Origin of the sequence: Streptomyces sp. NBC_00513, assembly GCF_041431415.1 — a bacterium.
Classification (GTDB): domain Bacteria; phylum Actinomycetota; class Actinomycetes; order Streptomycetales; family Streptomycetaceae; genus Streptomyces.
The window spans coordinates 5476968-5496432 of sequence record NZ_CP107845.1 but is presented as its reverse complement, the minus strand read 5'-3'; the positions used below and the strand labels follow the sequence as shown (position 1 = coordinate 5496432).

The 19465-nt window shown below is 71.2% G+C and carries 18 protein-coding genes; 4 read left to right on the top strand and 14 right to left on the bottom strand.

All coding sequences use genetic code 11. The annotated features are described in order from the left end of the window. Positions 1 to 8: 8 nt before the first annotated feature. Positions 9 to 995 carry an LLM class flavin-dependent oxidoreductase gene (locus OHA84_RS25490; protein WP_266969617.1) on the top strand — a complete coding sequence of 329 codons (987 nt, stop codon included), beginning with the start codon at positions 9 to 11 and terminating at the stop codon, positions 993 to 995. A 49-nt stretch (positions 996 to 1044) separates the two neighbouring features. Here OHA84_RS25490 and OHA84_RS25485 read toward each other — a convergent pair whose 3' ends face one another. The 4 genes from OHA84_RS25485 to OHA84_RS25470 all read right to left on the bottom strand — a co-directional run bounded on the left by OHA84_RS25485 (position 1045) and on the right by OHA84_RS25470 (position 7584). After that, on the bottom strand, positions 1045 to 2475 hold the full coding sequence (locus tag OHA84_RS25485; RefSeq protein WP_053675113.1) for a sugar porter family MFS transporter: 1431 nt from the start codon (positions 2473 to 2475) through the stop codon (positions 1045 to 1047). Positions 2476 to 2730: 255 nt separating this feature from the next. After that, on the bottom strand, positions 2731 to 6510 hold the full coding sequence (locus OHA84_RS25480; protein ID WP_266969619.1) for an AAA family ATPase: 3780 nt from the start codon (positions 6508 to 6510) through the stop codon (positions 2731 to 2733). A 226-nt stretch (positions 6511 to 6736) separates the two neighbouring features. Then, positions 6737 to 6952 (bottom strand): hypothetical protein, encoded by a 216-nt coding sequence (locus tag OHA84_RS25475; RefSeq protein WP_030227372.1) that lies wholly within the window; start codon positions 6950 to 6952, stop codon positions 6737 to 6739. A 350-nt stretch (positions 6953 to 7302) separates the two neighbouring features. Then, positions 7303 to 7584, bottom strand: a complete 282-nt coding sequence (locus OHA84_RS25470) for an acylphosphatase (RefSeq protein ID WP_053675108.1) — start codon at positions 7582 to 7584, stop codon at positions 7303 to 7305. Positions 7585 to 7726: 142 nt separating this feature from the next. Between OHA84_RS25470 and OHA84_RS25465 the strand changes: the two genes are divergently transcribed. Next, a complete protein-coding gene (locus tag OHA84_RS25465; protein ID WP_266969621.1) occupies positions 7727 to 8731 on the top strand; it encodes a CAP domain-containing protein in 1005 nt (334 codons plus the stop codon). Between the two features lie 34 nt (positions 8732 to 8765). Here OHA84_RS25465 and OHA84_RS25460 read toward each other — a convergent pair whose 3' ends face one another. After that, positions 8766 to 9371: a flavodoxin family protein gene (locus tag OHA84_RS25460; RefSeq protein WP_053675103.1), complete on the bottom strand. Its 606-nt coding sequence runs from the start codon at positions 9369 to 9371 to the stop codon at positions 8766 to 8768. Positions 9372 to 9496: 125 nt separating this feature from the next. Here OHA84_RS25460 and OHA84_RS25455 point away from each other — a divergent pair, with 125 nt between their 5' ends. Further along, a complete protein-coding gene (locus tag OHA84_RS25455; protein ID WP_266969623.1) occupies positions 9497 to 9901 on the top strand; it encodes a helix-turn-helix domain-containing protein in 405 nt (134 codons plus the stop codon). On the opposite strand, the gene mutM is transcribed toward OHA84_RS25455, so the two are convergent. The 9 genes from mutM to OHA84_RS25410 all read right to left on the bottom strand — a co-directional run bounded on the left by mutM (position 9874) and on the right by OHA84_RS25410 (position 18960). Then, positions 9874 to 10734 (bottom strand): bifunctional DNA-formamidopyrimidine glycosylase/DNA-(apurinic or apyrimidinic site) lyase, encoded by an 861-nt coding sequence (mutM, locus tag OHA84_RS25450; RefSeq protein WP_053675098.1) that lies wholly within the window; start codon positions 10732 to 10734, stop codon positions 9874 to 9876. The two genes, OHA84_RS25455 and mutM, sit on opposite strands and share 28 nt — an antisense overlap. Before the next feature lie 131 nt (positions 10735 to 10865). Continuing rightward, positions 10866 to 11711 (bottom strand): ribonuclease III, encoded by an 846-nt coding sequence (gene rnc, locus OHA84_RS25445; RefSeq protein ID WP_053675096.1) that lies wholly within the window; start codon positions 11709 to 11711, stop codon positions 10866 to 10868. A 19-nt stretch (positions 11712 to 11730) separates the two neighbouring features. Further along, a complete protein-coding gene (gene rpmF, locus OHA84_RS25440) occupies positions 11731 to 11904 on the bottom strand; it encodes a 50S ribosomal protein L32 (protein ID WP_053675094.1) in 174 nt (57 codons plus the stop codon). Positions 11905 to 11906: 2 nt separating this feature from the next. Beyond that, the gene (locus tag OHA84_RS25435; RefSeq protein WP_371591454.1) at positions 11907 to 12608 is read right to left on the bottom strand and encodes a DUF177 domain-containing protein; all 702 of its coding nucleotides are present in this window, start codon (positions 12606 to 12608) and stop codon (positions 11907 to 11909) included. Between the two features lie 99 nt (positions 12609 to 12707). Next, entirely contained in the window at positions 12708 to 13793 is a 1086-nt protein-coding gene (locus OHA84_RS25430; RefSeq protein WP_266969626.1) for a DivIVA domain-containing protein, read from the bottom strand. A gap of 102 nt (positions 13794 to 13895) precedes the next feature. Beyond that, positions 13896 to 14375: a pantetheine-phosphate adenylyltransferase gene (gene coaD / locus OHA84_RS25425; protein WP_199826417.1), complete on the bottom strand. Its 480-nt coding sequence runs from the start codon at positions 14373 to 14375 to the stop codon at positions 13896 to 13898. Positions 14376 to 14404: 29 nt separating this feature from the next. Then, positions 14405 to 14983, bottom strand: coding sequence for a 16S rRNA (guanine(966)-N(2))-methyltransferase RsmD (rsmD, locus tag OHA84_RS25420; RefSeq protein ID WP_053675086.1), 579 nt, complete (start codon positions 14981 to 14983; stop codon positions 14405 to 14407). Positions 14984 to 15044: 61 nt separating this feature from the next. Then, on the bottom strand, positions 15045 to 17255 hold the full coding sequence (gene recG, locus OHA84_RS25415; RefSeq protein WP_266969628.1) for an ATP-dependent DNA helicase RecG: 2211 nt from the start codon (positions 17253 to 17255) through the stop codon (positions 15045 to 15047). A gap of 37 nt (positions 17256 to 17292) precedes the next feature. Then, on the bottom strand, positions 17293 to 18960 hold the full coding sequence (locus OHA84_RS25410; RefSeq protein ID WP_266950094.1) for a DAK2 domain-containing protein: 1668 nt from the start codon (positions 18958 to 18960) through the stop codon (positions 17293 to 17295). 241 nt (positions 18961 to 19201) lie between these two features. On the opposite strand from OHA84_RS25410, the gene rpmB reads away from it, so the two are divergent. Beyond that, complete coding sequence (rpmB, locus tag OHA84_RS25405; RefSeq protein WP_073911113.1) at positions 19202 to 19387, top strand: 50S ribosomal protein L28; 186 nt, start codon at positions 19202 to 19204, stop codon at positions 19385 to 19387. Positions 19388 to 19465: the final 78 nt, after the last annotated feature.

The window sequence follows — 19465 nt, the reverse complement described above, 5'->3', positions numbered from 1 at the left end:
ACTTCTCCATGCCCATCACCGTGGCCCGCTTCAACCTCGTCGACCCGTACGGCACCCCGGAATCCCTCTCCGCCCGGTACAGGGCCGCGCTGGAGATGGCGAAGTACGCGGACGACCGCGGGATCGACACCGTCCAGACCGAGGAACACCACGGCACCGGGAACAACTGGATGCCCTCGCCCTTCCTCTTCGCGGGCGCGGTCTTCGGCGCCACGCGCCGTATCGCGGTCACCGTCTCCGCAATCATCGGCCCGCTCCACGACCCCTTGAAGGTGGCCGAGGACATCGCCGTGCTCGACCTGCTGAGCGGTGGCCGCCTGGTCACCGTCGCCGGCATCGGGTACCGACCCGAGGAGTACGAGCAGCACGGCGTGGAGTGGGGCCGGCGCGGCAGGCTCCAGGACGAGCTGCTGGAGACCCTGTTGAAGGCGTGGACCGGCGAGCCGTTCTCCTTCCGCGGCCGGACCGTACGGGTCACCCCGCGGCCGTTCACCCGGCCGCACCCGCTGCTGCTGGTCGGAGGCAGTTCAAGGGCGGCGGCGCGGCGCGCGGCCCGGCTGGGGCTGCCCTTCTTCCCGAGCGCCCACCTGCCGGAGTTGGAGGCGTACTACCAGGAACAGCTCGCGGAGCACGGCACGGAGGGCTTCTGCATGATGCCCGCCGCGCAGACGCCGCTGCTGCACATCTCGGAGGATCCCGACCGGGCCTGGGCCGAGTACGGGGAGCACTTCCTGCACGAGGCCGGGACGTACGCGTCCTGGCAGTCCAAGGACATCGTCAGCGCCGTGCGGTCGGGCGCGCACTCGGTGTCCGAGCTGCGCGCGGAGGGTGTGTACCGGATCCTCACCCCGGACGAGGCGGTCGCCCACGCCCGAGCCGCCGGCGAGGCGGGCAACCTGGTGCTGCACCCACTGTGCGGCGGGATGCCCGTCGACGAGGGGTGGCGCAGCCTGCAGTTGCTGTGCGAACAGGTACTGCCCCGGCTCAAGAGCTGAGCGGGGGCAGTACCTGTCGGAAGAGGAGAGGGGGTGTTGGCGGGGGTGGTTACCCCATCTCCTCCAACGCCTTGCCCTTGGTCTCCGGCACCCACTTGAGGATGAACGGGATCGAGAGCAGGGCGAAGCACGCGTAGATGACGTAGGCGCCGGACAGGTTCCAGTCCGACAGCGACGGGAACGTGACCGTGATGACCCAGTTGGCGATCCACTGGGCGGCTGCCGCCACACCGAGGGCGGCGGCGCGGATGCGGCCCGGGAACATCTCGCCGAGCAGCACCCAGACCACCACGCCCCAGGACAGGGCGAAGAAGAGGACGAAGAAGTTGGCGGCGATCAGGGCCACCAGGCCCTGGGCGTGCGGCAGGGTGATGTCGTCCCCGCTGCCGGACCGGAAGGAGAAGGCCCAGGCGGCGAGCGAGAGGGAGATCGTCATGCCCACGGAGCCGATGAGGGCGAGCGGCTTGCGGCCGATCCGGTCGACCAGCAGCATCGCGATCACCGTACCGATGATGTTCACGACGGACGTCTCGAAGGAGTACAGGAACGAGGAGCTCGCGTCGATGCCGACCGACTGCCACAGCGAGGAGCTGTAGTAGAAGATCACGTTGATGCCGACGAGCTGCTGGAAGACGGAGAGGCCGATACCGATCCAGACGATCGGCAGGAAGCCGAAGCGGCCGCCGAGCAGGTCCTTGAAGGTCGACTTGTGCTCCGAGTGGATGGCGCTGTCGATCTCGCGGACGCGGGCGTCGGCGTCGATGCGGTCGCCCTCGACCTCGCGCAGGACGGTCTTGGCCTTCTCCATGCGGCCGACCGAGACGAGGAAGCGCGGGGACTCCGGGATGACGAAGGACAGCGCGCCGTAGAGCACGGCCGGGATGACCATGACGCCCAGCATCCACTGCCAGGCCTCCAGGCCGCCGATCTCTCCGCGCTGGTCTCCGCCGGCGAGGTTGAGGATGCCCCAGTTGACCAGCTGTGAGACGGCGATGCCGATGACGATCGCCGCCTGCTGGAACGAGGCGAGCCGGCCGCGGTAGGCGGGCGGGGAGACCTCGGCGATGTAGGCGGGGCCGATCACGGAGGCCATGCCGATGCCGAAGCCTCCGATGACGCGCCACATGGCGAGGTCCCAGAGGGCGAAGGGCAGGGCCGAACCGAGGGCGCTCGCGGTGAAGAGGACGGCCGCGATCTGCATGCAGCGGATGCGGCCGATCCGGTCGGCGAGGCGGCCGGCGGTGGCGGCGCCGAAGGCACAGCCGATCAGCGCGGCGGCGATCACCTGGGCGAGCACCGCGGAGCCGACGTCGAAGCGGTCCCGAATGGCCTCGACGGCGCCGTTGATGACGGAACTGTCGTAACCGAAGAGGAAGCCACCCATGGCGGCGGCTGCGGTGATGAAGATGACGTGCCCGAGGTGGTCGGGGTGGCCCGCGCCTCCCCCGCCTGCCGCGGGTGCGTTCGCTGTGCTGGTCAAGGTGCGCTCCTGGGCCCGGCGCCGACGGCGGGCAGCGTGGGGGGTGTTGGTACTCGTGTCGTCGCCTGATCGTGTTCCTCCAGTGGGGCACATCAAACAGTGCACCACCACCTGAACATCAAGGCGACAGAGGAGAGCTTATGACTTCACTTCCTGAAGTCAATAGAAGATGAAGAACCCGTTTCACGCAGATGAATGCCAACGAACGAGTGAACCGTGAAGGCTTTGCGTTCACCTATTGAATGATGAAGGTCTCTAGCGGAGCCTCTGGCTGATCACTTTGGACACTCCATCTCCCTGCATGGAGACGCCGTACAGGGCATCGGCGACCTCCATCGTGCGTTTCTGATGCGTGATCACGATCAGCTGCGAGCTCTCCTGGAGCTCCTCCATGATCCGAATCAGCCGCTGCAGGTTGGTGTCGTCCAGGGCCGCCTCGACCTCGTCCATGACGTAGAACGGACTGGGTCGGGCCTTGAAGATGGACACCAGCAACGCGACCGCGGTCAGCGAACGCTCGCCGCCCGACAGCAGCGACAGCCTCTTGACCTTCTTGCCCGGCGGGCGCGCCTCGACGTCCACGCCGGTGGTCAGCATGTTGTCGGGGTCCGTGAGGATCAACCGGCCCTCGCCGCCGGGGAACAGCCGCGAGAACACCCCCTCGAACTGACGCGCCGTGTCCCGGTAGGCCTCGGTGAACACCTCCTCGACCCGCTGGTCGACCTCCTTCACGACCTGGAGCAGATCGGCCCTCGTCTTGCGCAGGTCCTCCAGTTGCTCGCTGAGGAACCTGTGCCGCTCCTCCAGCGCCGCGAACTCCTCCAGCGCCAGCGGATTGACCTTCCCCAACTGCTGGTAGGCGCGTTCCGCCGCCTTGAGCCGCTTCTCCTGCTGCGCCCGGACGTACGGTCCCGGCCGGTTCCGCGGGTGCTCCGGGTCCTCCGGCAGCTCCTCGCCCTCGGCGGCCGGCGACGGCGGCACCGGCTGGTCGGGGCCGTACTCGGCCACCAGCCCGGCGGCCTCCACCCCGAACTCCTCCAGGGCGCGGCCCTCGACCTGCTCGATCCGCAACCGCTTCTCGGCTCCGAGCACCTCGCCCCGGTGCACGGAGTCGGTCAGCTTGTCGAGCTCCCCCTTGAGGTCGCGGCCCCGGCCGCGGGCCTCGGCGAGCTCCCGTTCGCGCACCCCCTTGGCCTGCTCGGCGCCCGCGCGCTCCGCCTCGGCCCGACCGATCGACACCTCCAGATGGGCCAGGAGCTGTCGCGCTCCGTCGGCCACCGCCCGGCCCACCTCGGCCTCGTGGGCCAGCCGCTGCCGGCGCCGTTCGGCACGGGCCCTGGCCTCGCGCTCGGCCCTGGCGCCGCGGTCGAGCGCTTCCGCCCGGCCGGCCAGCCCCTTGACCCGTTCCTCGTGTGTCCTGAGCTGGAGCCGCGCCTCCATCTCGGTCTGTCGGGCGTTGGCCCCGTCGGCGGCGAGCCGGTCCCTCGCCGAGGTGTCCGGCTCCTCGTCCACCGGCATCTCCTCGGCGACGGCGAGCCGTTCCGCGCACTCCTCCACCTCGATGCGCGCCTGCTCCAGCGCGCCCTGCGCCGCGGTCGCGGCAGCGACGCTCCGTTCGGCCTCGCCCGCCGCGCCCTTCGCCTGTCCCGCGAGCCGGCCCAGTTGCTGCGCGACCCCGGCCCGGGCCCGCTCGCCCTCCCGGCGCCGCTCGGCCAGCTCCTCGACGAGCCGGACCGCCTCCTGCCGGTCGGCGTGGGCGCTCTCCTTGGCGCCGGCCAGCCCGACGCACTCCTCCTCCAACCGCGCCAGCTCGGCCGCGGCCTCGTCCACGGCGGCCCGTACCTCGATGAGGCTCGGCGCCCCGGCGGAACCGCCGTGCGCGAGATGTGCCCCCAGGACGTCCCCGTCGGCGGTCACCGCCACCAGGTCGGCCCGCTCGGCCACCAGCGCCTCGGCCTCGTCCAGGGTCGCGACGACGACGTACTCCCGCAGGGCCCAGGCCACGGCCCGGACCACGCCGGGGTCTCCCGCCACCAGGCTCCCGGCCGGTACCCCGAGCGTGCGCGATCCGGCCGCGGTCGAGGCCGGCACGGACTGCGGAGCGGTCGGAGCGGGCACGTGAGCGGCGGCCGGGGCGGGGCGCTCCGCCACCGGAACGGACACCGGGGCCGGGGCCGAAGCCGAAGCGGGCACCGTAGCCGAAGCGGGCGCCGGCGCCTGGACGGCGTGCGCGCCCGGGCCGGCGCTCTGGCCCGGCAGGCTCCCCTCACCCGACGGCCGGCCTTCCGGATCCACGGCCTGACCGGGCAGGACGCTCGCGGACTCCGGGGCGATCAGGAAGGTGACCCGCCCCGCGTCCGTGTCCCTCAGGTGCCGAATGGCATCGGCCGCCACCCCCGCCGAGGTCACGGCGAGCGCGTCGGCCGCCGCCCCCAACGCGGCCGCGACCGCCACCTCGTACCCCGGCGCCACCGTCACCCGTTCGGCCGCCGGGCCGAGCAGCCCGTCCAGCCGTTCGCGCGCGCCGAGCAGGCTGCCCGTGCCGTCCTTGCGCCGCAGCGCCGGCGCCAACGCGTCCCGCCGGGCCGCCACGGCCGCCCGGGAACGCTCCGCCGAGGTCAGCGCCTCGCGCGCCGCCGACAGGGCTGCCTCGGATTCCGCCAGCCGGGCCCGCGCCGCCTCGTGCTCCCCGTCGACGGCCGGGTCGTCGAGGGCTCCGACCTCCTCGGCCAACGCCTCGTACTCCGCCTGCGCCCGCGCCGCACGGGCTTCGGCGTCGTCGCGCGCCGCCTCCAGCCGTTCGATCTCCGCCTGCGCGGCGCCCGCCCTGGACCGGGCCGCGCCGAGCCGTCCGGTCAGTCGGGCCAACCCCTCGCGCCGGTCGGCGATGGCCCGCGCCGCGTCCCGCAGCCGCCGTTCCTCGTCGGCCAGGGAACGCTCCAGCTCCGCCCGGTGCTCGACCGTGTCCTCCAGCGCCCGTGAAGCCGCCTCCAGAGCGGCCGTCAGTTCGGCTTCCTGCTCACGGATCCGCGCCGCCTCGCGCTCCATCTCCTCGGGATCACGGCCGCGCCGCTCGTCCTCCGGCGGCGCCGACGCGCTCTTGACCCGCGCCTGCGCCAGGGAAACGGTTCCGCGCACCCGTTCGGCCGACTGGGAGAGTGCGTGCCAGGTCTGCTGGGCCCGTTGCAGCCGGGGCGCGAGTTCCCGTACCGCCTCCTCCAGCTCGGCCTCGCGTCGCAGCGCGCCCGCCAGCTCCCGCTCGGCCGCCTCCTTGCGTTCCTTCAGCGCCGCCTCGTCCGCGATCTCCGCGTCCAACGCGCCCTTCAGGGTGACCAGGTCGTCGGCGAGCAGCCGCAGTCGCGCGTCCCGCAGGTCGGCCTGGATCACGGCGGCCCGGCGGGCCACCGCCGCCTGGCGCCCGAGCGGCTTGAGCTGTCGCCGCAGTTCGTCGTTGAGGTCCTGCACGCGCGCGAGGTTGGCCCGCATCGCGTCAAGCTTCCGCAGCGCCTTCTCTTTCCGCTTGCGGTGCTTCAGTACGCCGGCCGCCTCCTCGATGAAGGCGCGGCGGCCCATCGGATCGGCGTGCAGTACGGAGTCCAGTTGGCCCTGTCCGACGATGACGTGCATCTCCCGGCCGATGCCGGAGTCGGAGAGCAGCTCCTGAATGTCGAGCAACCGGCAGGTGTCGCCGTTGATCTGGTACTCGCTGCTGCCGCCGCGGAACATGATCCGCGTGATGGTGACCTCGGCGTACTCGATCGGCAGCGCGCCGTCGGAGTTGTCGATGGTCAGCGAGACCTCGGCGCGCCCCAGGGGCGGCCGGCCCGTCGTGCCGGCGAAGATGACGTCTTCCATCTTCCCGCCGCGCAGGGACTTCGCCCCTTGTTCGCCCATGACCCAGGACAGCGCGTCCACCACATTGGACTTGCCCGATCCGTTCGGGCCGACGACACAGGTGATCCCCGGCTCGAAGCGCAGGGTGGTCGCGGAAGCAAATGATTTGAAGCCACGCAGGGTCAGGGACTTGAGGTGCACGCCGCCGGACTCTACCTTTCACGTTCGGTTTCACCCATGAAGGTGCAGGGGAGATCAGACGTCAAAGGAATCAACCCCCCCACCTGGCCCAATGATGCGGCCGGGCGGGACGGCCGGTGAGGGGCCGGCGGTGCGAGGAGGAGCCGGCCGTGAAAGAAAGAAGGGACGCCGGAGCGTCCCTTGCAGATCAAACGGGGCTGGAATCGAGCGACGAGTGAAGCGCGGATCAGGTGAGCGCAGGCTCCGCCTGGGGTACGTCGAGGTCGATGCTGTCGAGCAGCGAGTCTCCGTGCTGAGCGGCGGCCGCGTTCAGTGCGTCGTTCTCGGACTGGATTCGTCCGAGCTCGGACTCGAGGTCCTGGACGCGCTGCTGAAGCCGTCGCATCTCGGCGAGGAGTCGCGGGTCGGAACCGCCGACGTAACCGAGAAGCGCCTTTGCCATGATGGATGGTCCTCCACACTGAGTGACCGACCGAGAGCGGTGTGGGTCGTGAGGGAATCGCACCCGCGGATGTCCGGCAGCAACTGACAGTCACTGCGCTTACTACTGCCAACACTGCCAAACAGCTCAGGTGCGCGGGGCTTCCAGCGTCTCACCAAAAAGTTTGACGGTCAACACGATCACGCCCCGTATCGGCGGGCGGCCCGGCGCTCGACTACGGCGCGGAGATCATCCTCATCTCCGAGCCTTCCACGGATCGCGACCGACGGCAACGGCTCCGCGACGAATGCGCAGTTCCGACCGGGTGTCGACCATCCAGAGATCTGATCAGTGCATGATCAGTCGATCCGTCATCGGATCGCGAATCCGTCGTAGCCACCGCGCGGTGTGCCCCAGATCTCTGTCACCCCGTCCACCCGGCCGGGCGTGTCGGCGGAACGCAGCCAGTCCAGCAGCCGGTGGCAATTCTCACGTTGACCTTCGGCCACCACCTGTACTCGACCGTCGTCCAGGTTGAGCGCGAAGCCGACCACCTCGCCGATCTCCAGAGCATTGGCCCTGGTGAACCAGCGGAAGCCCACTCCCTGTACACGGCCGCGCACCCATGCGGTCAGCCGGACTTCTTCATTCATGCGTGAACGCTAACCGGGGCGTCCGATTCGCGGCACATCGCCCCCCGGGTCCCATGGCGTACAGTCCCGCTCCAATGAGCTCATCCGTTTGGGCGAGCAAAGATTGATCGTTGAAGGATCGCTGAAGGAAGGCACGACGCCGATGGGACGCCACAAACTCCCCGCTTCGCCGCGCCGCGGCGGCGGCAAGCGCGGCACCGCCGTCCGCATCGGCATCGTGGGTGTCCCGGTGGCCCTGCTCCTCGGCACGACGGCGGTCGTCACGACCGGCATCGTCCCGGTCGGCGACTCCTTCCCCTATGTCGGAACGGACGCCGGCTCGAAGACGGAGGCCAAGGCCTCGCCGTCCGCCCGTGACGAGAACGCGGTACAGGGGCAGGGTGGCCTCGCCGGTCTGCAGGGCCGCGCCTCCGCGCCCGCCGCCCCGGACAGCGCCACGCCGACCCGGCCGTCGCCGCCGTCCCCCTCGACCTCGGCCTCGCCCACGCCGAAGCCCACGCCGAAGCCCCCGTCGCCGAAGCCCTCCGCCTCGACGAAGGCGCCGGAACCGGTGAAACCCCAGCCCGTGAAGCCCCAGCCCGTGAAGCCCCGGCCCGTGAAGCCGGAACCGGTCAAGCCCCAGCCCGTGAAGCCCAAGCCGGAGCCGGAGCCGGAGAAGCCCGCCGCCCCTGCCCCGAAGCCCGAGCCCAAGCCGGACCCCGAGCCGGCGCCGACCGGTGAGCCTTCGGCCCCCGCGCCGAAGCCCACGGCGCCCGCGCCCTCCGGCGGGCACTCCGCCGAGGAGGCGGCCGTCCTGACCCTGGTGAACCAGGAGCGTGCCCAGGCGGGCTGTGGCCCGGTCCGGGCGAACCCGCCGCTCGCGACGCTGGCGGGCGCGTTCAGCAAGGACATGGCCGTACGGGGCTTCTTCGACCACACCGACCCGGACGGGAACACCCCGTGGAAGCGGGCCGACAACGCGGGCATATCCGGCCTCGGCGGCGAGAACATAGCCCGCGGCCAGGGTGACGCCGACGCGGTGATGAAGGCCTGGATGAACAGCCCGGGCCACAAGGCGAACATCCTGAACTGCGAGTTCCGCACCCTGGGCGTCGGCACCTACTTCGCCGACGGCGGCCCGTGGTGGACCCAGGACTTCGGCTTCTAGTAGCCCTGCTCCCGGACGACCTTCGCCCCGCCGACTACCGCGCGGCGAGGGCGGCGCGGCCCGCCAGGACCACGCGGGTGTGCTCGGCGACGCGCCGGCCGAGGTGCTCGGCGGTGGCGATGTCCGCCTTGTGGACCGCCTCGGGGCCCTGGTCGGAGTTGGTCTGGGCGGCCGCGCCCGAGAAGAAGCCGAGGCGGTTCAGGTCGTACTCGGAGCCGGTGGTGGAGTTCCAGCCCGGCTTGAGGCCCAGGTTGACCCAGCTCATCGCGTGCTGCGCGGCCAGCGTCTGGAAGAACTGCAGGGTGTGCATCTTGTCGCCGCTCTTGGAGCCGGAGTTGGTGAAGCCCGCGGCGATCTTGTCCTGCCACACGTCCCCGAACCAGCGCTTCGAGGTGGCCTCGGCGAAGACGTGGAAGGCACCCGAGGCGGTGCCCATGTACGTCGGGGAGCCGAAGATGATCGCGTCCGACGCGTCCAGCAGCGCCCACCGCGCGTCGTCGATCTCGTCGACCTTGACGAGGTGGACGGTCGCGCCGGCGTCGGCGGCTCCCGCCCGGACGGCCTCGGCGACGACCGCGGTGTGGCCGTATCCCGAGTGGTAGGCGACCGAGACGACGGGCGTGGGCGTGATGTCGGACATGGTGGTTCTCCCTCAAGGATGTGCTCGATGCGTCGCGTCGCGGCACGACGACGAGGGAAAGAGAACCACTAACTTTTCGAAAGCGCAAGCAGACAGTTAGCGCTACCCGAAGGTACGCTTGCGCTATGGAGACCCCTGTTCGTACGGACGCGCCCTCATCGGAACTGCCTTTCGATGTCTTCGCCCGCACCTGCCCCTCTCGGGAAACCCTGGAGCACGTCACCGGACGCTGGGGCAGTCTGACCGTGGGCGCCCTGCGCGACGGCGCCTGTCGCTTCAACGAGTTGCGTCGCCGTGTGGACGGCGTCAGCGAGAAGATGCTCTCCCAGACCCTGCACGCGCTGGAACGCGACGGCATAGTCCACCGCGAGGCGCAGCCCACGAACCCGCCCCGCGTCGACTACGAACTCACACCCCTGGGGCACGAGGTCGCCGCCCGGCTGCTCGCCCTGATCCACTTCCTGGAGGGCAGCATGCAGCAGGTGCTGACCGCCCGGGCGTCCTACGACGCGGAGCGCGGCGGCCGCTGACAGCGCGGGCAGAAGTAGCTCGACCGGTTCATCCACGGCCGGCGGCGCATCGGAGTCCCGCAGCGCCTGCAGGGCTCGTCCTCCCGGCCGTAGGCGTCGAGCGAGCGGTCGAAGTAACCGGACTCCCCGTTCACGTTGACGTACAGGCTGTCGAAGCTGGTCCCGCCGACGGCGAGCGCGGCGTTCATGACGTCACGGACGTGGGAGAGGAGTTCCGCGCTCCGGGGGCGCGTGAGCGTGGCGGTCGGGCGCTCGTAGTGCAGCCGGGCGCGCCACAGGGCCTCGTCGGCGTAGATGTTGCCGACCCCGCTGATGAGCGACTGGTCCAGCAGGGCCCGCTTGACCGTGGTCCGCTTGGCGCGCAGCGCGAGATGGTAGGCGGCTTCGGGGAAGAGCGGGTCCAGTGGGTCACGCGCGATGTGCGCGATGACGTCGGGGAGCCCGTCGGGGGTGTTCTCGTGCAGGGACAGCCCGCCGAAGGTCCGCTGGTCCACGAAGCGCAGCTCGGTGCCGGTCGCGTCGTCGAAGCGCACGCGGATCCGCAGGTGCTTCTCGTCGGGGGAGCCGACCGGCTGCACCAGTAGTTGGCCGCTCATGCCGAGGTGGCCCAGCACCGACAGGTCCCGTTCCACGAGCGGCAGCCACAGGTACTTCCCGCGCCGCTGCGGCACCCCGACGGTCTCCCCGGTGAGGCGGGCGGCGAAGTCGGCGCCGCCGCCCGGGTGCCGCCGTACGGCTCGGGGGTGCAGTACCTCGACGGACCCGATGGTCCGCCCGGCCACCCAACGCTCCAAACCGCGCCGCACCACTTCGACTTCGGGCAGCTCGGGCACGGTGTTCCTCCGGGAGGCGACGGGGCTGGACGCTCCGCCGAGCCTACCGGCCGCCCTCGGGGTGCCCGGGAACGGGACCGCCCCCGCCCCTCCGGAGAGGGGCGGGGGCGGGGAACATCCCGAAGGAAGGGTCAGGCGCCCGGCGACGGTTCGACGGGCGTCGGCGCCCCGCCGTCCTCGGCCGCGGCCGGAGCCACGACCTCTGCCGGAGCGGCTGCGGCAGCGGCTGCCGCCGCGATCCGCTCGTCCGCCGCGGCGCGGATCCCGCGCCACGCGGACTCGGCCGCCTGCTGTTCCGCTTCCTTCTTGCTGCGGCCGGTGCCGGTGCCGTACGAGACACCACCGACGCGAGCGGCAGCTGTGAAGGTCTTCTCGTGGTCCGGACCGGTCTCGGTGACCAGGTATTCCGGTACACCAAGGCCTTCGGCCGCCGTGAGCTCCTGGAGACTGGTCTTCCAGTCCAGGCCGGCCCCGAGGTTGGAGGACTTCTCGATGAGCGGGTCGAAGAGCCGGTGGACCAGCTCCGAGGCCGCGTCGAGGCCCTGATCGAGGTAGACCGCGCCGATCACCGCTTCAAGGGTGTCGGCGAGGATGGAGGCCTTGTCCCGGCCACCCGTGCCCTCTTCGCCCCGGCCGAGCCGGATGAAGGAGCCGAGTTCGAGGCCACGCCCGACCTCCGCAAGTGCGCGCGAGTTGACCACAGCGGCCCGCAGTTTGGCCAGTTGGCCTTCCGGCAGGTCCGGGTGGGTCGTGTACAGCGTGTCCGTGACCACCAGGCCGAGCACGGAGTCCCCGAGGAACTCCAGGCGCTCGTTGGTGGGCAGACCGCCGTTCTCGTACGCGTACGAGCGGTGGGTCAGTGCACGCACCAGAAGGGCGGTCTCGAGTTGGTACCCGAGCCGCCCTTCCAGAAGCACGTGGGACGAGGCCGCGTTGTTACTGTCTGCCTGCTTCTCAGCGTTGGACAGCTCAGACATTGCGCCTCTCACCAGCCGCTCAGACCTCGAGAACCTGGCGCTTGTTGTAGGTGCCGCAGCTCGGGCACGCAATGTGCTGGAGCTTCGGCTCCTGGCAGCGCTCGCACGAAACCAGGTTGGGGACCGCAGCCTTCCACTGCGACCGGCGGTGGCGCGTGTTGCTGCGCGACATCTTCCGCTTCGGAACAGCCACGGCTACTTCTCCTGCTTCTCGGCGGCGCTCTGAACTCCGTCAGATGCAGTGCCGCTCATGTTGTCCTTCTCGTCGTCCTGATCGGTCACGACGAGTTCCTGCAAGGCCGCCCAACGGATGTCGACGGCCTCATGGTGGTGGTCCGGGTCGTCGTTCAGGCTGAGCCCGCAATCGGGGCACAGTCCGAGACAGTCTTCTCGGCACACCGGCTGCAGCGGCAGTGCGAGCACCACCACGTCGCGCAGCAGGGGTTCGAGGTCGAACAAGCCGTCCTCGAGGAAGAGCGTGTCCTCGTCGTCCTCGGCGTCGTCGGCCGGTTCCGCCTTGGAGCGGCTCCGGTCGTCGGCGTCAGGGTACGAGAACATCTCCTGGAAGTCCGCCTTGAGCTCGCGCCCGACAGACTCCAGACACCTTACGCACTCCCCCACGGCCGATGCACGGGCGGTGCCTGTGACAAGCACCCCTTCCATGACCGACTCCAGGCGGAGGCTGAGCTTCAGCGGGGCGCCTTCCGGTACCCCGATGACGCCGGCGAGACCGAGGTCCGCCGGTGCCGCGATCTCACGGGACAGCCGCTGCATGGCACCAGGACGCCGCCCCAGCTCGTGCGTGTCGAACACGAGGGGGTTGTGGTGGTCGAGGCGGGTATTCAGGGCCGTTCCTGCTTTCACAGATCGCTGAAGATCAAAGTTTCTGCCGCTCACGGGCAGCATGGATCGCGGTGCATACGCGCGACCGAAGAGCCAGGATACCCGCCGCCTCGCTCTGAGCCCAATCCGGCCCCGAGAGCGACCCGAGCACCTCTAGCGACCCTGCTCGTACTGTCGCAGCTGGTTCAGGTCGATCATGCTCGTGTCGAAGAAGCTGGTCTCGTCGAGCGCGGGCTGCCGGGGCACCTGCTGTTCGTGCTGTTGCCCGCCCTGGTGCTGCTGGTCCTGATAGGACGGGACCTGCTGCTGATAGGCCCCGTACGGGTCCGGCTGCTGCTGGTAGGAACCGGCGTAGGGATCGGGCTGCTGCTGGTAGCCGTACGGATCCTGGTACGCGGCGTACGCGTCCTGCTGGTGGGCCGCCGGCTGCTGGTAGGAGTAGCCGTCGTACACGGGCTCCTGCGGCGCCGGCGCCTGGACCTGGGCCGGGATCACCGGGGCCGCCGGCTCGGCCAGACCGGCCAGGAAGTCCGCGTCGCTCGACGAGCGGCCCTGCTGGAGGCCCGCCGCGTCCTGGGCCGCCATGTGCGCACCGAGGTCGTCCGCGGGCGCGCGCCCCAGCAGCTTCTGGCGGCCGCGCCCCACCGCCTCCAGGGTCTTGGACAGCACCGCCTCGAAGGTCGCCAGCTTGGTGTCCACGTACGCGTCGGCCTGCTCGCGCCGGACCTGCGGATCCGGGCTGGGCTCGGGGGCGTCGTGGTCCGCGGGGTCCTCGTAGCCGTCGGCCGGGCCCGGGCCGCGTCCCAGCAGCTTCTCCCGGCCGCGGTCCACCGAGCCGATGGTCTTGCTGAGCACGACCTCGAAGTTGGCGAGCTTGCTGTCGACGTAGTCGTCCGCCTCGGCCCGGATCTCCTCGGCCTCCCGGCGGGCGTCCGCGAGGATCCGGTCCGCCTCGGCCTGCGAGCGGCGCGCGACCTCCGTGTCGGAGATGAGGGAGCCCCGTTGGGCGTGCGCCGACTCGATGATCCGGTCCGCCTCCCGGCGGGCCTCCTCGACCATCTGCTCCCGGCCGCCGATGAGCTCCCGCGCCTGTTCGAGCGACCCGGGCAGGGCCTCGCGCACCTCTTCGAGCTGCGCGAGCAGCTCCGCGCGATTGATCACGCACGAGGAGGACATGGGCATGGACCGGGCGCCGCCGACGGCCGCGACGATCTCGTCGAGCTTCTTCTGCACGTCCATGGGGCTCGCACTCTCTCGGCCTCGGGCGGTTCCCGAGTCGGACCCGACGACTGTAAGGCCCCGGGGTACGGGCCCGGGCGGGACCGGGGCGACAACGACCCGTCAGCGGTCGCGCAGTCGCTCCAGCAGGGCGGCGTGCACGTGCGCCGGCAGCAGGTGGGCCACGTCGCCGCCCCAGGTGGCGACCTCCTTGACCAGGGAGGACGACAGGAAGCTGTAGGTGGGGTTGGTCGGCACGAACAGCGTTTCGACGCCCGACAGTCCCATGTTCATCTGGGCCATCTGCAGCTCGTAGTCGAAGTCGCTGACGGCGCGCAGGCCCTTGACGATGGCCGGGATGTCCCGCTGCTTGCAGAAGTCGACCAGCAGTCCGTGGAAGGACTCGACCTCCACGTTCCCGTAGTCGGCCGTCGCCTCCCGGATCAGCTCGATCCGCTCCTCGACGGTGAACAACCCCTGCTTGGACTGGTTGATCATCACGGCGACGTGGACCACGTCGTAGAGCCGGGAGGCCCGGCCGATGATGTCGAGGTGTCCGTTGGTGATGGGGTCGAACGACCCCGGACAGACGGCGCGGCGCAACTGAATTCCCTCGCTCCCCGGTGCGGGCATCATGAGTTTTCGCTGGTGAAGGCGGCGCGACCGTACCAGAGGGTCCCTTCGCCGTACTTCCGTGACCGGAGCGGCTCGAAGCCGTCGGGCCACGGGAAGGCACCGCTCCTGGTGCTGCGTTCCACGGTGACCAGTGCGTCCTCCGTGAGCCAGCCATTGGACCGGAGTGTGAGGAGGATCTCCCGGAGTTCCTCGTGGTCCACGACGTACGGCGGGTCCAGGAAGACGATGTCGTACGGGTCCTCGTGGAGCGGGACCGCCACGACCTGTTCGGCCCGGCCCGACCGGAATTCGGCGCCGGGCAGGCCCACCGACGTGATGTTGTCCTTGATCGCCTTGGCGGCCTTCGCGTCGGGCTCGACCAGCAGGGCCCGTTCGGCGCCGCGGGAGAGGGCCTCCAGCCCCACCGCGCCGGAACCCGCGTAGAGGTCGAGCACGCGGGCGCCCTCGACGCCGTGCAGGGACTCCCAGGTGGAGAAGAGCCCTTCGCGCATCCGGTCCGAGGTCGGGCGGGTGCCGGTGCCGGGCGGCACGGTCAGCCGTCGCCCGCCGGCGCTGCCGGCGATCACGCGGGTCATCTGGGGTCCTTCGGTGGGGAGACGGAGAAACGTTCAGCGGTTCAACGATAGGTCGTCGTCCTCAGCCCTTCTCCAGGTACTGCTCGCGCTCGGTGTCCAGCAGCGCGTCCAGGGCGGTCCGCAGGCCGGGCAGGTGCGCCAGCTCGGGGTCCTCGGCGACCACGCGGGTGGCCTCCTCGCGGGCCTGGGCGATGACCTCCTCGTCCTCGATGACGGCGAGCATGCGCAGCGAGGAGCGGACCCCGGACTGGGCCTGCCCCAGCACGTCGCCCTCGCGCCGCTGCTCCAGGTCGATCCGGGAGAGTTCGAAGCCGTCGAGGGTGGCGGCGACGGCCGCGAGCCGGGCGCGGGCGGGGCTCGCCTCGTGCATCTCGCTGACCAGCAGGCACAGCCCGGGTGCCGAGCCGCGGCCGACGCGGCCGCGCAACTGGTGGAGTTGGGACACCCCGAACCGGTCCGCGTCCATGATCACCATGACCGTGGAGTTGGGGACGTTCACCCCGACCTCGATGACGGTGGTGGCGACCAGCACCTTGACCTCGCCGGCGGCGAAGCGGCGCATGACGGCGTCCTTGTCCGCGGGGTCCATGCGTCCGTGGAGCACCTCGACGCTCAGCCCGGCGAGCGGGCCCCGGGAGAGCTGGTCGGCGATCTCCATGACGGCCAGCGGGGGTCGCTTGTCGCCGTCCTCCTCGGCGGCCTTCTTCTTCTTGGGCTCGTCCTCGCCGTCGCCGATGCGCGGACAGACGACGTAGGCCTGGTGGCCGTTCTCGACTTCCTCCCGTACCCGTTCCCAGGCGCGCGCGAGGAAGTGCGGCTTGTCCTTGGCGGGCACCACGTGGGTGGCGATGGGTGAGCGGCCGGCGGGCAGCTGGTCCAGTACGGAGGTCTCCAGATCGCCGAAGACCGTCATCGCGACCGTGCGCGGGATCGGGGTCGCGGTCATCACCAGCAGGTGCGGGGGCTGTTTGCCCTTCGAGCGCAGCGCGTCGCGCTGTTCGACGCCGAAGCGGTGCTGTTCGTCGACGACGACCAGGCCGAGGTCGTGGAACTGCACCTTGTCTTCGATCAGGGCGTGGGTGCCGATGACGATGCCGGCCTCGCCGGTCACCAGGTCCAGCAGCGCCCGGCGCCTGGCCGGCACCCCCATCGAGCCGGTGAGCAGCGTGACCTTGGTGCCCTCGTCGGATCCGCCCAGCAGGCCGCCCTCGGCGAGTTCGCCCATCATCTCGGTGATGGAGCGGTGGTGCTGTTGGGCGAGCACCTCGGTGGGCGCGAGCATCGCGGCCTGTCCGCCCGCGTCGACGACGGCGAGCATGGCCCGCAGCGCGACCATCGTCTTGCCGCTGCCGACCTCGCCCTGGAGCAGGCGGTGCATGGGGTGGTCGGTGGCGAGGTCGTCGAAGATCTCCTTGGAGACGGTCCGCTGGCCCTCGGTGAGGGTGAAGGGCAGCTTCGCGTCGAAGGCGTCGAGGAGTCCGCCCGGGCGGGGCCGGCGCGGGACGGCCGGGAGTTGGGAGTCGGCGTGCCGGCGGCGGGCGAGGGCCACCTGGAGGACGAACGCCTCGTCCCACTTGAGGCGTTGGCGGGCGTCCTCCACGTCGGCCTTGGTGGTGGGGCGGTGGACCTTCAGCAGGGCCTCGGTGAGCGGGACCAGGCCGCGGCCCTCGCGCAGGGCGGCGGGGAGCGGGTCGACGGCCTCGCGGACGCCGGGCAGCACCGCGTCCACGCATTTGGCGATCTTCCAGGACTCCATTTGCTTGCACGCCGGGTAGATCGGGATGAGTCGGCCGGCGAAGGCGGCCGCGGCGTCCGCGCCGCCGGTGTCGTCCGTGTCCTTGCCGAGCGGCTCGTAGGCGGGGTGGGCGAGCTGGAGTTTGTGGTTGAACCGGGAGACCTTGCCCGCGAACATCGCGCGGCTGCCGGGCAGCAGGTCCTTGTGCGGCTTGTGGACGCCGGAACCGAAGAAGACCAACTGGAGCCGGCCGCTGCCGTCCGTGATGGTGACTTCGAGGCGTTTCCCGCCGCCCCGACCGCCCTGGTAGGTCAGCAGTCGCGCGTCGGCGACCTGCGCGACGACCGTGACGTGCTCGTCGAGCTGGTCGCCGAGGTCCGCGAGGGAGGTCAGCTCGCCGCGCTCGGCGTACCGCCGGGGGTAGTGGTGCAGCAGGTCCAGGGCCGTGTGCAGCCCGAGGTGCTCGGCCAGCACCTTGGCGGTGGCGGGGCCGAGGGTCTTCTTGAGGTCTTCGTCGAGCGCGGGCACGTGTTCCATTGCACACCATGGCGCCGACAAGCCCGCCCTTCGACCCCTATTCGACCCCGATGAGGAGCGGCGCCGAGTACCGTCCGCCCCGGTAGGTGACCGTGTCGACGGCCAGGTGGCCGTGTTGTACGTAGGCCTCCAGGCGGGCGGCGAGGGCGTCCGGGACGTCCTCCCCGAGCACCAGGGTGACGAGTTCGCCGCCGGAGCCGAGCATGCGGTCCAGGACGGCCTCGGCGGTCTCCGGCAGGCCGGGGCCGATGACGGCGACGTCGCCGTCGATGAGTCCGAGGACGTCCCCGGCCTGGCAGATGCCGGCGGAGGTGAAGGACTGCCGTTCCGCGACGGCGAGTTCCCCGTAGCGGGTGGCTCCGGCCGCCGCGGTCATGGCGACGACGTCCTCGTCGAAGCTGGCGTCCGGATCGTGCACGGCGAGTGCGGCCAGGCCCTGGACCGCCGAGCGGGTGGGGATCACGGCGACCCGCACACCGTCGGCGCGGGCCTGTTCCGCCGCGGCCGAGGCGGCGGCCCGCCACTCGGAGTCGTTGGGCAGCAGCACCACCTCGCGGGCGTGGGCCCGGCGGATGGCGTCGACCAGGTCGGCGGGTGCCGGGGGTGCGTCGGGGCGGGCGAGCACGGTGGTCGCGCCCGCCTCCCCGCACAGTCCGGCCAGTCCCTCGCCCGGTACGACGGCGACCGCGGCCCGCTGGGCGCGCGGGGCGACGGCCCGGCGTCGTTCGTCGCCGAAGTGGGTGATCCGGATCCGGTAGGGGCGTCCGGCGACGACGCCGGCCTCGACGGCGGCGCCCGGGTCGTCGACGTGGACGTGGACGTTCCAGAGCCCGTCGCCGCCGACCACCACGAGGGAGTCGCCGAGCCCGTCGAGGCGGGCGCGCAGTTCCCCGACGGCCGGCTCGCCGGCTTCCAGCAGGTAGATCACCTCGTACGCGGGCCCACCGTGCTCCTCGGCGCACGGCTCCGGCGATCGGGGTACGGGCACGGCCCGGCCGCGGATCGGTTCGGCGGCGGGTTCCCGGCCGGACAGCGCCTGCCAGAGGGCGCCGAGCACGGCGACCAGTCCGCAGCCCCCGGCGTCGACCACCCCGGCCCGGCCCAGCGCGGCGAGCTGCCCCGGGGTCTCGGCGAGGGCCGCGCGGGCTCCGTCGTAGGCGGCGCGGGCCACGTCGGCGGCGGTGCCGGCGGCGGCCTCGGCGGCGTGGCCGGCTTTGGCCGCGGCCGCGGCGACGGTGAGCATGGTCCCCTCGACGGGGTGCGCGACGGCCTGGTACGCCTCCTCGGCGGCCCGGGTGAGGGCCTGCGCGAGGAGCGGGCCGGGGTCGCGTCCCTCGGGTTCGGCGCCGAGCACGTCGGCGACGCCGCGGAGGAGTTGGGCGAGGATCGTCCCGGAGTTGCCCCGGGCGCCTGTCAGGGCGCCGTGCGCGTAGGCCCGTACGGCCTCGGGCAGGGAGAGGCGGGCGGGCTCGGGCGGCGTGGTGTCGGTCACGTCCGCGGAGGCCGACGCGAAGGCGGCCGCCAGCTCGCGGGCGGCCGATTCGGCGGTCAGGTAGAGGTTGGTGCCGGTGTCCGCGTCGGCGACGGGATAGACGTTGATCGCGTCGATGTCCTCGCGGGCCCGGCCCAGGGCGGCCAGGGCGAGCGAGCTCCAGGTGCGCACCGCTTCGGCGTCGAGGGTGTGCGGCTGAGGCTCGTAAGGCACCGGGCGTTCCTCCTTGTGCGGGCCGGGGTTCACCGCAGGGTAACCAAGGGTGGCCGGCGCCTCGGGACCGTGGGGCGTGGTCGGCGGGCGCCATGGTAGTTTTCTTGGACCGGCGCAGACGTTGTATGCTGCTCCGGTTGCCCGATGAGAGTCGGGCCATTCCCCCGGCAAACCACTTCGGATCTCTGATTCCGGTGCGCCGGATTCACTGTAAGTGCATCTGAAGTCTTTGGAGTGACCTGTGGCTGCCAACTGCGACGTTTGCGCCAAGGGGCCGAGCTTCGGCAACAGCATCTCCCACTCGCACCGCCGCACCTCGCGTCGCTGGAACCCGAACATCCAGCGCGTCCGTGCCGTGGTCAATGGGACGCCGAAGCGCCTCAACGCCTGCACCTCGTGCATCAAGGCCGGCAAGGTCTCGCGCTGACGCCTCACGTCGTAGCGCAGCCCTTTCCGGTTGCCAAGAAGGCCGGCCCACCTGGTGGGCCGGCCTTTTGCCTTGCCT

Excerpts from the sequence above, each read along its gene's own strand:
- OHA84_RS25490 (WP_266969617.1), top strand. The coding sequence starts at position 9 with ATGCCCATCACCGTGGCCCGCTTCAACCTCGTCGACCCGTACGGCACC.
- OHA84_RS25475 (WP_030227372.1), bottom strand. The coding sequence starts at position 6,952 with ATGGCAAAGGCGCTTCTCGGTTACGTCGGCGGTTCCGACCCGCGACTC.
- OHA84_RS25470 (WP_053675108.1), bottom strand. The coding sequence starts at position 7,584 with ATGAATGAAGAAGTCCGGCTGACCGCATGGGTGCGCGGCCGTGTACAG.
- OHA84_RS25465 (WP_266969621.1), top strand. The coding sequence starts at position 7,727 with ATGGGACGCCACAAACTCCCCGCTTCGCCGCGCCGCGGCGGCGGCAAG.
- OHA84_RS25460 (WP_053675103.1), bottom strand. The coding sequence starts at position 9,371 with ATGTCCGACATCACGCCCACGCCCGTCGTCTCGGTCGCCTACCACTCG.
- OHA84_RS25455 (WP_266969623.1), top strand. The coding sequence starts at position 9,497 with ATGGAGACCCCTGTTCGTACGGACGCGCCCTCATCGGAACTGCCTTTC.
- rnc (WP_053675096.1), bottom strand. The coding sequence starts at position 11,711 with ATGTCTGAGCTGTCCAACGCTGAGAAGCAGGCAGACAGTAACAACGCG.
- OHA84_RS25430 (WP_266969626.1), bottom strand. The coding sequence starts at position 13,793 with ATGGACGTGCAGAAGAAGCTCGACGAGATCGTCGCGGCCGTCGGCGGC.
- rsmD (WP_053675086.1), bottom strand. The coding sequence starts at position 14,983 with ATGACCCGCGTGATCGCCGGCAGCGCCGGCGGGCGACGGCTGACCGTG.
- recG (WP_266969628.1), bottom strand. The coding sequence starts at position 17,255 with ATGGAACACGTGCCCGCGCTCGACGAAGACCTCAAGAAGACCCTCGGC.